The sequence below is a fragment of the Vreelandella halophila genome, from assembly GCF_009856365.1.
In the GTDB taxonomy this organism is placed as follows: domain Bacteria; phylum Pseudomonadota; class Gammaproteobacteria; order Pseudomonadales; family Oleiphilaceae; genus Halospina; species Halospina utahensis_B.
Genome location: NZ_WMEX01000002.1, coordinates 485,959 through 500,435, shown reverse-complemented (window position 1 = coordinate 500,435; position 14,477 = coordinate 485,959). Strand labels below are relative to the sequence as shown.

General features: G+C 64.5%; 10 protein-coding genes. All 10 read right to left on the bottom strand.

Translation table 11 applies throughout. The annotated features are described in order from the left end of the window. Window positions 1-850 precede the first annotated feature (850 nt). A complete protein-coding gene (locus GLW01_RS05605) occupies window positions 851-2,293 on the bottom strand; it encodes a cobyric acid synthase (RefSeq protein WP_160898428.1) in 1,443 nt (480 codons plus the stop codon). A gap of 133 nt (window positions 2,294-2,426) precedes the next feature. Further along, the gene (gene cobO / locus GLW01_RS05600) at window positions 2,427-3,038 is read right to left on the bottom strand and encodes a cob(I)yrinic acid a,c-diamide adenosyltransferase (RefSeq protein ID WP_160898427.1); all 612 of its coding nucleotides are present in this window, start codon (window positions 3,036-3,038) and stop codon (window positions 2,427-2,429) included. Between the two features lie 2 nt (window positions 3,039-3,040). After that, the gene (locus GLW01_RS05595; protein ID WP_160898426.1) at window positions 3,041-4,354 is read right to left on the bottom strand and encodes a cobyrinate a,c-diamide synthase; all 1,314 of its coding nucleotides are present in this window, start codon (window positions 4,352-4,354) and stop codon (window positions 3,041-3,043) included. 139 nt (window positions 4,355-4,493) lie between these two features. Further along, entirely contained in the window at window positions 4,494-5,258 is a 765-nt protein-coding gene (locus tag GLW01_RS05590; RefSeq protein ID WP_160898425.1) for an ABC transporter ATP-binding protein, read from the bottom strand. Beyond that, a complete protein-coding gene (locus GLW01_RS05585) occupies window positions 5,258-6,238 on the bottom strand; it encodes a FecCD family ABC transporter permease (protein WP_160898460.1) in 981 nt (326 codons plus the stop codon). The genes GLW01_RS05590 and GLW01_RS05585 overlap by 1 nt, the downstream gene beginning before the upstream one ends. Before the next feature lie 28 nt (window positions 6,239-6,266). Further along, window positions 6,267-7,148, bottom strand: a complete 882-nt coding sequence (locus GLW01_RS05580) for a cobalamin-binding protein (protein WP_160898424.1) — start codon at window positions 7,146-7,148, stop codon at window positions 6,267-6,269. A gap of 5 nt (window positions 7,149-7,153) precedes the next feature. After that, on the bottom strand, window positions 7,154-7,456 hold the full coding sequence (locus tag GLW01_RS05575; protein WP_160898423.1) for a DUF2149 domain-containing protein: 303 nt from the start codon (window positions 7,454-7,456) through the stop codon (window positions 7,154-7,156). Beyond that, window positions 7,453-7,899, bottom strand: coding sequence for a MotA/TolQ/ExbB proton channel family protein (locus GLW01_RS05570; protein ID WP_160898422.1), 447 nt, complete (start codon window positions 7,897-7,899; stop codon window positions 7,453-7,455). Before GLW01_RS05570 ends, GLW01_RS05575 begins: the two co-directional genes overlap by 4 nt. A 19-nt stretch (window positions 7,900-7,918) precedes the next feature. Next, window positions 7,919-12,463, bottom strand: a complete 4,545-nt coding sequence (locus tag GLW01_RS05565) for a cobaltochelatase subunit CobN (RefSeq protein WP_160898421.1) — start codon at window positions 12,461-12,463, stop codon at window positions 7,919-7,921. Then, window positions 12,460-14,196 (bottom strand): TonB-dependent receptor domain-containing protein, encoded by a 1,737-nt coding sequence (locus tag GLW01_RS05560; RefSeq protein WP_160898420.1) that lies wholly within the window; start codon window positions 14,194-14,196, stop codon window positions 12,460-12,462. Before GLW01_RS05560 ends, GLW01_RS05565 begins: the two co-directional genes overlap by 4 nt. Window positions 14,197-14,477: the final 281 nt, after the last annotated feature.

Below are 14,477 nucleotides of genomic sequence, written 5' to 3'. Positions count from 1 at the left end.
GGTGGCGGTAGTTGATCACCACCATCGCGTCCTGATCGTAGTTGTAGGGCTTGAAGCGGGGCATGCCAACGACTCCCTGTTGCTCGGTGCCAGCCTACCAAATCGGGGGTTTTTCTACAGTCTCAACGCGAAGCTAAGCGGCGCGCTTTAGCGCGTCCGGTGTAGGCCCAGCGGGCCGAAACGTACTTGAGCGATTGGTTACACGGCTCTCAGCGATACGTACAAGTTTAAACATCCGCTCCCTTTGCACTAACCATAGAGCTTCAGCGATATAGATGGGAGAGGAGATTAACGCCTGCACACTGAACGGAAGCTGACCTATCTCTTTTAGTGGACCTAAAACGATAAGCAAGAGATAGACTGCAAAGACAGATAAAAAGAGAAGAAGCAACGCATAGGTTCGGACAATGCTCAAAGTGACGCTATGATGCCCCCGCGCACTATTAATCAGCTTTCTTCTAGACCTCCACCGCTTCACCCTCAATCGCGTGCGAGATTTTCTCGAAATGAGGGAAGCGTGGCCGATCAGGTATTCGCCGAGCATAGAGAGACGCTTCGCGAACATAGCGCCCAAAACAGTGACAACGACACTCAACATTACAGCTGGTTCAAACAGAACGTCCATATTCACCTTTTTCGATACGTGTAACAGAGATTAGACCGAATTCCGCATGATTGAATATACGAGCGTTCTGTATAACACCGCAATTTCGGGCCTCTGCCTGTGAGGCTTTTGCTCCTCAAAACAACAGCCTAGCCGATGGCCAGGATTCGGTCTATGTAATCGTTTGAATTCCCGTTTTCGCGCAGCGAATAGTAGGGTCGACGTCGCGCTGCCAAGGGTATGGAGTCAGTCCTGCTCAAGCAGATCCGTCCTGACGTGCTCGGCCACAGCATCGGCCAACCGGTCCAGCTCTGCCAACCTGTGTTGCTGATAATCGGTGGTTGCCTGGTCGTTCTGTAGCCCGGCCCATATCAGCAGGGTGTCGCAGGCCTGTGCGTCATCAAACACCCCATGGATGTAGCAGCCAGCGATGGCCTGGTCCTGGCTAACCGCCCCATCCGGCCGCCCATCCAATGACACCAAAGGCCGCGTCAGAGCATTCCCGGTCGTCACCCCGTTATGAATCTCATACCCACTCATCGGCGTCCCGCTTTCCGCAAACACCCCGTTCACCCGCCGCAGCTGCTTCCCTTGCACCAGCCGCGTCTCAAGATCCAGCAGGTTCAGCCCTTCGGTTTCGCCGGGCTCGCCTTCGATGCCGTCCGGGTCGGCAATGGTTTTGCCCAGCATCTGGAATCCCCCACAGATCCCGAGCACCTTGCCGCCGTAGCGCAGGTGGCGCTGGATGTGCTCGTCCCAGCCCTGGGTCTTGAGCCAATCCCGGTCACCTCGGGTGCTTTTGCTGCCGGGGAGGATGATGAGGTCGGCGCCGGGTTTGGGTTGATCGGGGCCGATGAACTGGAGGTCCACCTTGGGGTGGAGGCGCAGGGGGTCGAAGTCGTTGTGGTTGCTCATTCTGGGGAGCGCGGGGACGACGACCTTGAGGGCGTCTTCGTCGGCGTCGGTGCCGGTGAGGCCGACGCTGTCTTCGGCGTCCAGGATGAGGCCCTGGAGGTAGGGGAAGACGCCGACGATGGGTTTGCCGGTGTAGTCTTCGAGCCATTTGAGGCCATCTTCGAGCAGGGCCGGGTCGCCGCGGAAGCGGTTGATGAGCAGGCCGGTGACGCGGTCGCGTTCGGACTGGGACAGGAGCTGGAGGGTGCCGACGAGCTGGGCGAAGACGCCGCCGCGGTCGATGTCGCCGACGAGCAGTACGGGGAGGTCGGCGGCTTCGGCGAAGCCCATGTTGGCGATGTCGTTTTCGCGCAGGTTCACTTCGGCGGGGCTGCCGGCGCCTTCGACGATGATGACGTCGTACCTTGCCTTGAGCGCTTCCCAGGCAGCCATGACGCTCTTGCGGGCTTCTTTCTTGAAGCCGTGGTAGTCGACGGCGTCCATGTTGCCGTAGACCTGCCCTCTCAGGATGACCTGGGCGCCGCGGTCGGTCTGGGGCTTGAGGAGCACGGGGTTCATATCGCTGTGCGGTTCGATGCCGCAGGCCAGGGCCTGGAGGGCGGTGGAGCGGCCGATCTCGCCGCCGTCTTCGGTGACGGCGCTGTTCAGGGCCATGTTCTGGGGCTTGAACGGGGCCACGGAGATGCCCTGGCGGTGGAGCCAGCGGCATAGGGCGGCGACGATGGTGCTCTTGCCGGAGTCCGAGGTGGTGCCCATGACCATCAGCGATTGCATGAGGTGTTGCCTCCGTTGTGCGTTTTCCCTATAGGAGCTTGCTTGCAAGCGATAGTGCCAGAGAGGGTATCGCGAGCAAGGCTCGCTCCTACGGTAGATTGATTCGCCCGCGATATCGCTTGCAAGCAAGCTCCTACAATTCGACGCCTTTCTGGGCACGGACGCCGAGATCCTTGAACGCGTGCTTGACGATGGTCATGTCGGTCACGGTGTCCGCCAGCTCGATCAGCTCTTTCGGCGCGTTCCGGCCGGTGACCACGACGTGCTGCATCTCGGGGCGGTTCTGGAGGTCATCCAGGACGCGGTCGAGGTCGAGGTATTCGTAGCGCAGGGCGATGTTGAGTTCGTCGAGCAGCACCAGGCTGTAGCGCTCGTCGGAGAGCATGCGCGCGGCTTCCTTCCAGGCGTTCTCGGCGGCTTCAACGTCCTTTTCACGGTCCTGGGTGTCCCAGGTGTAGCCGTCGCCCATGACGTGGTAGTCGACGTTGGCCTGGTCCCGGAAGAAGCGTTCCTCGCCGGTCTGCATCTTGCCCTTGATGAACTGGACGATGCCGACCTGCAAACCGTGGCCGAGGCTGCGGGCAACCATGCCGAAGCCGGAAGAGCTTTTGCCCTTGCCGTTGCCGGTGTTCACGAGGAGGACGCCATGGTCTTTCTGGGCGTTGGCCATGCGTTCTTCCATGACCTTTTTCTTGCGGGCCATGCGCTGGGCATGGCGTTCCGGGTCTTTTGCGTTCTCTCGCATCGTTATTGCTCCTGGCCTTTGAAAAGTTCCGCAACCAGTTTGGGGGCCGTGGGGAAGTAGCCGTGGAAGTAGCTCGCTGTGAGTGAGCCCTGTTTGAACACGCGTTCCCCTTCGCTGCCGTTTTTCTTGGTCGTTCTCATGGCCGGCTCCCGTTCCGTTTCGAGTTCGGAGTGGTGGAAGGTGTGGCCGCGGAGTTCGCCATTGTCGGTGTTCAGGGACTGGATGCCCAGTGCCTTGAGCTTGGGGGCCATGGAGACTTTGCCGGGCATGAGGGCATAGAGGCTGTGTTCGGTGCCGTCTTCCGGGTCGATCATGGTTTCGGTGCAGGCCATCAGGCCGCCGCATTCGGCGTAGATGGGTTTGCCGGCCTGGTGGTGGGCCTGGATGGCGGCTTTCATTTCTTTGTTGTCGGCGATGGTCTGGCCGTGGAGTTCGGGGTAGCCGCCGGGGAGCCAGAGGGCGTCGGCGTTCGGGAGTTCTTTGTCCGTTAGTGGGGAGAAGAACTTGAGGGGGGCGCCCATGGCTTCCAGGAGTTCCGTGTTGGCCCGGTAGATGAAGGCGAAGGCGGCGTCTTTGGCGATGGCGATGGTGGTGCCTTCGAGGAGCCTTGGCGGTTGTTCGGGTGTTGTTGCTTCCAGAGTGACCTGGGCCGGGAGCTGGTCGAGGCCGGCTTCCTTGAGGACCTCGGCGGCGGCATCGAGTTGTTCATCCAGGTCGGTGATTTCGTCGGCCTGGACGATGCCGAGGTGGCGGTCCGGGATGTCGAAGGCCTCATTCCTCGGGATGGCGCCGAGGAGGCTGATGTCTTCGGGCAGGCTCTCCCTGCACAGGTGGGCGTGGTAGCCGCTGCCGGTGCGGTTGGCGATGACTTCCTTCACTTCCAGATCATCGCGGTAGCGGGCGAGGCCCAGAGCAATCGCGCCGAAGGTCTGGCCCATGGCGTTGGCGCCGATGACCGGTAGCGCGGGGATGCCGCAGGCGACGGCCATGTCGGCGGTGCTGGGGTCGCCGTCGAAGAGACCCATGGAACCTTCGACCAGTATCAGGTCAGCGGTCTGGGCGGCTTCGGCGAGGCGCCAGCGGACTTCGTCCATGCCGGTCATCCAGCCGTGGACCTGGTAAACCGGATTGCCGGAGGCTCTTTCGAGGACCATGGGGTCGAGGTAGTCCGGGCCGTGCTTGAAGACGCGGACGTTGCGGCCTTCGTTTTTGTGGAGGCGTGCCAGGGCGGCGGTGACCATGGATTTGCCGTGGCCAGAGCCCGGGGCTGTGATCATGGCGGCGGCGGTGGTGCCTGTGATGGTCTGGGTGTTCATTGAATTCAGCCTCGGTTAGTCCTGTTCCCTGCAGGAGCGAGCTTTGCTCGCGATTGTTTTATCGCTTGCTTTGTCTGGATCGCTTGGATCGCTTGCAAGCAAGCTCCTACAGGGGGGTCATTTTTGGGGGTTCTTTCCGTCATGACGGCACGAATACGGGAGCCCCATCCACCTCCGCCCACGTGAGGGGCTGGCCGTAGAGCTGTTCGAGGGCTTTGGGTTTGAGCATGCTTTCGGCCTCGCCCCAGCAGGCTTCGCCGTCCGGGTACAGGAGCAGGAGGTGGTCGCACCAGCGGGCGGCGAGGTTGAGGTCGTGGAGGCACATGACGACAGTGTGCCCTGCCCTGGCCTGTTCCGAGAGCAGTTCCATCACGGCCACCTGGTGGCGGAGGTCCAGGTGGTTGGTGGGTTCGTCGGCGAGCCAGATGCTGGGGCTCTGGGTCAGGGCCGTGGCCAGGGCGACGCGCTGGCGTTCGCCACCGGATAGGGTACTGACGGAACGATCCGCCAGGTCGCTGAGTTCCAGGCGTTCCAGGGCCTTTTCGGCCATTTCGAGGTCGTCGCCGCCTTCGAGCTGCCAGGGGGACAAAAAGGGGTGCCTTCCGATCAGGGCGGTTTCGAGGACGGTGGCGGGGAAGCCGTCCTGGCGTTCCTGGAAGACGAGGCCGAGCTGCCGGGCGATGGTGCTGCGCCGCATCTGGCGCAATGGGGTGTCGTCGATCCGCACTTCCCCGCTCCTCGGGCGGTTGAGGCCGCCGAGGGTGTGCAGCAGGGTGCTCTTGCCGGCGCCATTGGGGCCGAGGATGCCCCAGGTCTGGCCCGGTTCCATGCGCAGGCTGAGCGGGCGGCCGTCCGCGCGCTCGGGGATGTCGATGATGAGTTCCCGGGTTTCAAGCACGGCCATCAGCGACTCCGGTACAGCAGCACGAGGAAGGTCGGCACGCCCAGCAGGGCGGTGATCACACCCACGGGGAGCTGTTCGGGGGCGATGACGATGCGCGCGAGCGTGTCCGCCAGCGTGAGCAGTGCGCCCCCGGCCAGCGCGCAGGCCGGCAGGATGAGGCGCTGGTCGTTGCCCAGCACCAGCCGGAGCATGTGCGGCACCACCAGCCCCACAAAGCCGATGCTCCCAGCAGTGGTCACGGCCAGTGCGGTGAGCAGGCTGGCGAGCACGTAGATGGTCCATTCCAGCGGGCGCACGGCCACGCCCAGCGCCGCCGCCTGCAGCGGGCCACGTGCGAGGACGTTGAGGCTGCGCCCGAGGGGAATGACCAGCAAGCAGACCAGCGCCAGCGTGATCAGCGCCGGCCAGGGGGTCTGGGCGTAGGTGAGGTCGCCCATGAGCCAGTAGAGCATGCCCGGGAGTTTGTCCGTCGGGCCGATGGCCAGCATCAGTGTGATCACCGCGCCCCAGCCGGAGGCGACCACGATGCCGGTAAGCAGCAGCCGCGCGGGGGTCCAGCTGCCGGTGCCGTGGGCGAGGCCGAAGACCAGGAAGGTGGACAGCAGCGCGCCCGCGAAGGCGGAACCGGAGAGCACGGCGGTGCCGGTTCCGGCAAGCATGGCGGCGAGCGCACCCACCGAGGCACCGCCGGAGACACCGAGCACGTAGGGGTCCGCCAGCGGGTTGCGCAGCAGGATCTGCATGAGCGCCCCGGCCACCGCCAGCAGGCCCCCGGTGGCGAACCCGGCCAGTGCGCGCGGCGCGCGCAGCTCAAAGATGAGGGTGCGGTGCAGTTCACTGCCCTCGCCCAGGATCACCGCCCAGAACTCGCCCGGCGCGATGGTCACGCTGCCGATGGCGACGGCCATCATTAGGGCCAGCAGCCCCAGCAATGCCAACCACACCAGCGGCAGAAAGGGACGCCAGGCGGAAATGGCCATGGAGGCGCTGGCCCGGTGTGCGACGGCCTCAGCGGCGTTCACGGGCGGTCTCCAGTTTCTTGCACAGGGTGGCGCCGCCTTCCAGCAGGCGTGGTGTAGGCCGCTGCAGGGTGGACGGCGGCACGAAGAAAAGGTTGCCCCGCTCGGTGGCGGTCAGCGAGCCGTACTGTTTCCATTCCTGCAACCAGTCCCGGTTCTGCTCGCCCATACCGCCGGCGACGATCGCCTCCGGGTTGCCGGCCAGAACGGATTCCCGGTCGATGCGTGGCACCAGCCGATCGAGCTCCGCGTAGATGTTTTCGCCACCGCACAGTTCAATCACTTCGTGGATGAAGTGTTCGCCATTAACCGTCATCAGCGGCTGATCCCAGACCTGGTAGAACACTGGCACCGGATCGGCATCACCGTATTCATCACGCAGCGACTCGATCCCGGCGCGGAACCGATCGGCTTCCCTGTAGCCCACCTCTTTGGTATCCGCCAGGGTCGAGAGGCGCTCGATGGCGCTGGCGATGCCCTCGAAATCCCTGGGCTCGAGGTAGTACAGGGTGAGGTCCAGCTCTTCCAGCCGCTCGGTCTGTTCCTTGGGGTTACCGGTCACCCAGACAATCACCAGATCCGGCGACAGGCTCAGGATTCGCTCAACATCCAGCCGCTTGAGGCTGCCGATGATGGGCAGTTCCCTGGCGGCCTCGGGGTAGTCGCTGTAGTTGACCACACCCACCACGTCGTCCCCGGCGCCGGCGGCGAAGAGCAGCTCAGTGGCGCCGGGCGAGAGGCTGATGATGCGTTCAGCGGGGCTGTCCAGGCAGACCTCCTTCCCACGATCATCCGTGGCACAGACTTCCGCGTGGGCCGTCGTGGTGGCGACCAGAAAGAGAAGGGCGACGGCGGTGAGTCGGTGCAGCATCCGGATCACTGGCTGTTCCCCTTGTCGATCATGATCATGCGCCCGGTTTCCGGGTCCCGGTAGACCTGGCCCATGGGCTGGAAGCCTTCACCGGATTCGCCCGCGCCCTCGGGCAGTTCCGGCATCTCGCGGCCCGCCTTCACGTCCACGCCGCTCTGCTGCGGATCGTTGGCCCTTTCGGAGGCGGCCAGCGCCACCATCAGGCCAACGGCGAATACCAACATGATATCAGCCAGGTTCGCCAGCGGGCCCATGGGGTCCTCGTCGGTGATGTCGAAACGGCTGCGGCGGTACTCGGGCACACTCATGCCGCGGCCTCCTCCAGCTGGGCCATGGCGCCATCGTACCAGCGGCGGCGCATGCGCCCGAGCAGGAAGCCGATGATGCCGGCAAGCAGGCCGAGGACGGTGGTGTTGAAGGCCACGGTCACCGCCTCCGCCAGCACGTCGAGCTCACCGCGCCCGAGCGCGGCCAGGCCCGGGCCGAGCGGGATCAGGGTGCCCATGAGGCCCATCATGGGGCCGACACGAGCGATCAGGTCGGCGCGGTCAATGCGGCGCTGGGCGCGGGCGGCGAGGGATTCCGTATCACCGCGTTCGATCATCCGGCGCAGGCCGCCGGTGCGTTCACCGATGGCCAGGCCAGTTTCCCAGAGCGCCAGGGCGATCAGCGCCAGCAGCGCGATGATCACCGGCTCCAGGAGGAAGCTCACCATGGAGTCCATGATGTCGAGGGTTGCGGATGTAAACATTGCTTGCCTCCTTCAGGCCTTATGAGAGGCGTCGACCGGCGACGACACCACCACCGAGAAGCAGCAGGACACCACCGCCGATGAACCACGGAAGCAGGACCTGTCCGCCCTCGGCCGAGGCCTTTTGCGCATCGGGTTGCTCGGACGTTTGTTCCGTTTTCTTTTCCGATTGCTGCTGGGCCTTCTCTTCGGCTTCCTGCTGCTTGGGTTTCTGTTTCATAGTGACTTCGCGCATGCTCACCGGCTGGGCCTTGCCGGACTCCGGCGATTGCATGCGCGCGGCATCGAGGACGGCCCTGAAGTCTTTCTTCAGCTCGGCATCGCTCAGGTTCTCGGCCACCCACTGCATGGTGGGGTGGTCCGGGCGGGTGTGGCCGCTGCCGGGCAGGCCGTTCTCGACGACGAGTTGGGCGAACTCCTGGCGCAGTTTCTTGAGGGTTTCCTCGTCGGGCTTCCAGAAGCCGCGATGCGCGGCCACCAGTGTGATCGCCTGCATGTGGGTTTTGACGTGGACGTTGTGGTCCTTCTCGAGGAACTTATCGAGACCCAGGTTGTGACGGTCCTCGAAGTAGACCTCGTTGATGTCGTCCCAGACGGCGGATTTCACCACGTCCGGGCTCGTCACCTGCCAGCCCCAGAGGTTGTCGAGGAAGTCCGCGGACATGGTGCGTGCGCCGGCGTAACCCTGCTCCATCAGCGGTTTGATCCACTGCGGGTTCAGGTTCTGGCCACGCAGCTCGCTGAGCAGGGCCTGCTGCAGGGATTCGACCCTGGGGTTGTCCGGATCCGCATGCATGAGCACGCGGTTGGTCGGGGCCTCGCCGGTTTCGTGTTCCACGGCCATGGAGAGCCCGCCCTGGAAGTCGAAGCCGTCGTCGTTGTCGAGCAGGCCGTAGACGTGGCTGGCGCGGCCGAGATAGGTGCGGCCGACGTCATCCAGACGATCCTTGAAGGCATCGTGCGCAGGGCGGCCTCCCTCTTTGTCGCCGCCGAAGGCGTAGCCCATGCGGCGGGTGTAGGCGTCGGCGACCTTGCCGCGGTCGTCCCAGGCGCCGGAGCGGTCCGCGAGGCGGTTGACGCCGGCGCCGTAGGAGCCAGGGGCAGTGCCGAAGACGCGCAGGGCCGCATCCGAGCCGGCTTTTTGGGCCTTGGCGCCGTTGGCCATCATGGCCTTGGTATCGGCGACCCAGCGGGCGGCCACGTCATTCTTCGCGAGGCTTTCACTGCCGGGGTCGCGCATTTCCTCGGGCAGCGGTTCCATGGCGGCTTCCAGGGCGCGGTCCAGCTGCGGGTGCTTGTTCATGATGGTCTTGTAGGCGCCATCCAGGGCCAGGCGCGAGGCCTGGTCGAGCAGCACCAGCTGGTCCTCGTAGAGGTCCCGGAACAGGCCGGAGGTGGTGAAGAGTGCGTCGCGGCGGCGGTTGCGCTCATCCAGCGGCATGCGCTCGAGGCCTTCCACGATGCCACGGGAATTCCACTTGGGCTTGATGCCGAGCATGTCCAGGCCGAAGGCGATCATCACGCCCTCGTCACGGACGGTATCGGAGGCCCAGAGGACGATGGCCTCGCTGCCCTCGGCCTTGGGGTCACCCTTGTTGCGGGCGTCCTTGGCCATTTCCGCGCCCAGGGACCAGGCGACGCGGGTCGGGACCAGGTCGCTGGACAGGGCGTGGAAGTTGCGGCCGGTGGGCAGTACCGCCGGGGTTCGCACGGGGTCGTTGCCCTCGCCCGGCGGGACGAAGCGGCCGTCGAGGCCGGCCATGAGGTGGTCCATCTCTTCGCCGGGGGAGGCCTTGAGCTTCTCGCGCCACTTGGGCTTCGGCTCCTCGTCGTCACCGGCCATGGAGTTGAGCATGGTTTCGATGCCTTCCTGTTCCCAGTCACGCCCGAAGACGTGCAGGCCGAGGGGCATGAAGCTTTCCTGCATGGTGGTCAGGTAGTGGCCCACCTCGTGCACCAGGAGTTCGTCATCCACGTCTTCCAGGTGGACGGTTTCCTCGTCGTGGTGGTGCTCGTGGCCATGCCCGTCACCGTCCTCATGCTTATGGGCGTGGGCGTGCTCGCCGCCCTCTTCCGGCGCCTCGACGTCTTCATGCTTGTGGTGATGTTCGGTCTCGGCGTGCACCTCGCCCTCTTCGTGCTTACCCTCTTCTTCGCCTTCCTCCTCGTTGTGCTCTTCTTCACCGTGGTGGTGCTCGGCGGCGAGTTCCTTCTCGATATCCTGGACCATGTCCAGTTCCCTGAGGCGCTTGCGCAGTTCCTTCACGGCACGGTCGCGCGAGGAGGAATCCGGATCGTTGGAGGACTCCCAGGTTTCGACGAGCTGGCGCAGTTCCAGCAGGTTGTCGTAGAGCTTGGTGGTTTCCAGCGGCGGCGTGAGGTGGCTGATCATTACACCCATGGCGCGGCGCTTGGCCTGGATGCCCTCGCCCACCCCGTCAACGATGTAGGGGTAGATGAGCGGGAGATCCTTGCCCAGCAGCTCCGGGTAGTCGTCCTCGGCCAGGCCCGCGCGGCGCCGGGGCAGGAACTCGCGGGTGGAGTGGCGGCCCAGGTAGACGAGCGCGTCCGCGTTGAAGTCCTTGCGCAGCCACTGGTAGAAGCCGACGTACTGGTGGGTGGGCGGGAAGGTGGTGTTGGCGTGCAGCAGTTCCTCGCTCACTTCCCAGCCACGCGGCGGCTGCGGGCCGATGAAGACGTTACCGAAATGGATGCCGGGGAACAGCATCTCGCCTTCGTGAACCATGGAGCGGCCCGGCGCTTCGCCCCAGCCCGAGAGGCCGGGGATGCCGGTGCGGATCAGGGCATCGCGGATGCTGGTGACCTTCTCCGTCGAGTTCTGCTCATTGCGGAGAACGGCGCGCCAGCCGGTCTGGTACTGGTCGAGCAGGTCCAGAGCGCGCTGAGTGGCGTCGTGCTCGTAGTTGCGCAGCATGTGGCGCAGGTCCTTCACGCCGTTCTTGAGCAGGTCGTTACCCAGCTTGGTATGGCCGTTGTTGGCGGCGTTCTTCAGCTGGGCGTGGAGGTAGCCCACGGGGCCGTGCTGCATCTCCGCCTGGACTGCTTCCGGCAGTTGCTTGAACCGTTCCAGATAGGTTTCCTTACTCACGGAGGGGACCTTGCCGGCCAGATCTTCCAGTCCGGACTGCTGGTCCGGGAGGTTCACGCCACGATCCTGGATCTCATCCAGCAGGGCTTCCGGGGACTCGGGAAGCTCGCCCGTCTTGTAGCCCTCAGCCTTGAGCCGCTGCAGGATCTCGAACAGGGATTCCGGGACGTTGAGCTTGTCCGCGCCGATGTTCTGCCGGCCCGGCGGGTGATTGTAGTAGACCACCGCAACACGCTTGTCCGAGTTCTCCTTGGTCTGGAGCGTGACCCAGCGATCCATCCGGTTCGCGAGGGCGTTGACGCGCTCGGCCACCGGCGTGGTCAGCGTGAGTTCCACGCCCGTTTCCTCATCGATGCGCGGCGGCTCGGCCACCGCCAGCACCATGGGCTGGCTGATGCCCTGGAGTTCGGGCATGGCGAGCTGGTAATGCACCGAATCCCACGGCAGCCCTTCATCGGAGAGCAACCATTCGGGCTTGGTGAGCTTGGAGATGCGGATCCCCTTGATGACCGGCACATCCAGGTTATTGAACGCTTTGGTCACGGCTTCGCGGCCATCGCCACCGCCAACGGTGAAATACTGCAGGCTGACGATGCCGGACAGCGTAGCCGGCTGGATCCGTTCCTCCAGCGTCTTCACCGCTTCAACGCTCGCCCCACCCCAACGGGCCAGGATGGTGAAGCACTGGATGCCGCGCTTTTCCATCTGCTCGCAGGCGGCGTCCAGCAGGTCCCGATCGCCGGGGCGGTCGCCCGAATCCAGGTCCAGCAGGGCCACGGCCGGGCCTTCCTCCAGGTTGAGGGAATCCGGATCGGCACTGGCTTCGCCATTACGGTAGTACCGGATGGGCTCGCGGGGCTTGGGTTCCGGCACCTCGATGTCATACCCGGCCTGGGCCAGCGCCCAGCGGAAGAGGCCATCCATGTGCTCGGGGCTGCGGCCCTGGTAGAAGGCGCGGCCGGTGAGCCATTCCGCCTGCTCCGGGTACTGCTTGCGGCGTTCATCCAGGTGCGCGGCGGGGTCCTCGCCGGGTTCAGGGTTCGCGACCATCTCGTTGATGGTCCTGTCCGAGAGATCCGCCATCACGCGCTCGCCCTCGAGCCGGGAAAGGCGGGTTATGCCGCGCTTGCTGTTCATGGCCATGATGGGCACGTCCGCCCCCGGCCCCTGGTCACGCACCAGCCGGCGGATGCGGCCCGACTCCTCGCCAAAAACGGCGGCCAGGATGAGCGCGTCCGCGTCGCTCCAGAGGTCCGTAACCTGTTCGTCGGGAAGATCCTTCAGCTGCTCGGGCGTGCGCAGCACGATCTCGTGTTCCGGGAACGCGGCCAAATGCTCCTCGGCGCCCGCCGCCATTTCGGCGGAGGAGCGGTCCGAGACGATGCCGACGATGGTGGCGGCGTTAAGCGCCGGTGCAGCCACCAGGATGAAGCATGCGACCAGCAGGCGCTTCATTGCCACGGCTCCCAGCGGATACCGACAAACGCGGAGAGATCGCGCGTGTTGTAGGTGTTCGCGAGCTGGTAGTCACTGTTGGTCAGGTTCTCAACGCGCGCCTCGAGCTTCAGGCCCTCGCGGAGCTGACGGGTTGCGGCCAGATTCACGACCCCGTAGCCGGCCAGGGTGGTACTCCCATCCGGGCGTTCACCGGCGACTTTCGCTTCCACGGAGAGCCGTGTCCGGTTGTCGAGGTCATGCCCAAGCACCAGGCTTGCTTTCTCATCCGGCCGCCGTGCCAGACGTTCCCCGGTGGTGCGATTCTCGGCCTTCTGGAAAGTGGCACTGAAATCCAGGTGCCAGTCCTGGAGGGAGCGACCGTAGATGAACTCCAGCCCCTGAATCTCGGCCTCATCCACGTTCACCGCCTGGAAATCCTGCCCCTGGTACGCAATCAGGTCATCGATGCGGGTCACGAACAGGTTCACCTCCGCCCGTTCACTGCCGCCCTGGTCCCGGAAACGCACTCCGAGCTCACCGCTGCGGGACTCCTCGGGTTCAAGATCAGGGTTACCAGCGTAGAGTCCGCCAAAGAACCCTGGGCTGTAGAGTTCGTTGGCACTGGGCGCCTTGAAGGCCGTGCCCAGGGAGGCTCTGAGGCGCACACCCTGCTCAACAGGAATGCCTCCGGCCAGTTGCCATGTGGTGGCGCTGCCGAAATCCCGGTTGTCGTCGTGGCGCACGGAAGCTTCTGTGTCCAGGCCGTCGAACATGCCGCGCCAGAGCGCGTAGACACCAGTGTTGCCGAGTGTCTTGTCAAAATCCTCGGTCCCGGTTATCCGGTCCTCGGAGAGAACATTCGCCTCGCGGAAATCCGCGCCGAACTGCACCGTCTGGCTCTCGGTGACGCTCACGTCATGACGCCAGTCAACGGTGGTACGGCGGGTGCGGATGAGGTTATGGACGTCGTCACTGCGGGCCCCGAAGTTCTCCAGCTGATCTTCCGAATAGCCCACACCGATCTCATGATCCCAGGCCGCCATCAGCGACTGTTCCAGCGAGACCCGCGAACTCAGGTTGCGGGTATCCTGCTCTCCAGTCTCGAACTCGCCCTGGCTGTTGGTGGTGGAGAACTCCACGGCACTGCTGTTGGCCCAGACACGGCCGGTCAGGCGGGTTTCTGCGGCAACGGGTGCGGAGGCGAAGCCGGATACGGTCCGCCCCCGGTACCCATGATCCTCCTGAACACCGGCGCCTTCCTCCTGGGAAGGGAATCCGTCCGTCGCCTCATAGCCAACATTCAGGCCATAGCGCACGGGGCCGTCATCGCCGAAACCCGCTTCAACCTGGCGGGTCCGGTTACTGCCGCCGCGCAGCCTCAGGTAGGGCTCGTCCGGCTCCCGGGAGAACACCTGAACCACGCCACCGATGGCGTCCGAGCCGTAGAGGCTCGCGCGCGGACCACGAACAATCTCGATGCGCTCGACGCTGGCCGGCGGCAGGGCCCGCCAGGCGAACTGGCCGGTGGTTGCCGAGGACACCCGCATACCATCCATCAGGACGAGTGTGTGGTCCGATTCGGTGCCGCGCAGAAAAACGCTGTTGTTGGCGCCACGCCCACCGTTACGGGCAACGTCGACACCTGGCTCGGTCTGCAGAAGATCAAACGTTGACTGGGGCTGGCGCTGCTCAATCTCTTCGCGATCGATGACGGAAACGGCCGAAAGCGCCTCGTCGGCGGTCTCTGTCATCCGGGAAGAAGTAACGATAAGCGGATTAAGTTCCAGCGAGGAAACCTGAGTGATCCCATCAGCAGTCTGAGCCGTAGAAACGGATGCGCTAAGACTGATTGCAGCTGCCAGAGGCAGAATGGCCTGTCGGTTGGTCATGGTGTAACTCCCTGTTGCCTGCTGCGCTTCCCCGCACAGCATTGCTGGACGCGTCGCGGGGGCAGACTCAGGGTGACAGGCGGCGGGAGGTTGAATAGTGCGCAGCGTGAGCCGCGGGGGAAGATCCGGCCGGCCTGTCGTTG

Excerpts from the sequence above, each read along its gene's own strand:
- GLW01_RS05580 (WP_160898424.1), bottom strand. The coding sequence starts at position 7,148 with ATGCTGCACCGACTCACCGCCGTCGCCCTTCTCTTTCTGGTCGCCACC.
- GLW01_RS05605 (WP_160898428.1), bottom strand. The coding sequence starts at position 2,293 with ATGCAATCGCTGATGGTCATGGGCACCACCTCGGACTCCGGCAAGAGC.
- cobO (WP_160898427.1), bottom strand. The coding sequence starts at position 3,038 with ATGCGAGAGAACGCAAAAGACCCGGAACGCCATGCCCAGCGCATGGCC.
- GLW01_RS05560 (WP_160898420.1), bottom strand. The coding sequence starts at position 14,196 with ATGACAGAGACCGCCGACGAGGCGCTTTCGGCCGTTTCCGTCATCGAT.
- GLW01_RS05595 (WP_160898426.1), bottom strand. The coding sequence starts at position 4,354 with ATGAACACCCAGACCATCACAGGCACCACCGCCGCCGCCATGATCACA.
- GLW01_RS05590 (WP_160898425.1), bottom strand. The coding sequence starts at position 5,258 with ATGGCCGTGCTTGAAACCCGGGAACTCATCATCGACATCCCCGAGCGC.
- GLW01_RS05585 (WP_160898460.1), bottom strand. The coding sequence starts at position 6,238 with ATGGCCATTTCCGCCTGGCGTCCCTTTCTGCCGCTGGTGTGGTTGGCA.
- GLW01_RS05565 (WP_160898421.1), bottom strand. The coding sequence starts at position 12,463 with ATGAAGCGCCTGCTGGTCGCATGCTTCATCCTGGTGGCTGCACCGGCG.
- GLW01_RS05570 (WP_160898422.1), bottom strand. The coding sequence starts at position 7,899 with ATGTTTACATCCGCAACCCTCGACATCATGGACTCCATGGTGAGCTTC.
- GLW01_RS05575 (WP_160898423.1), bottom strand. The coding sequence starts at position 7,456 with ATGAGTGTGCCCGAGTACCGCCGCAGCCGTTTCGACATCACCGACGAG.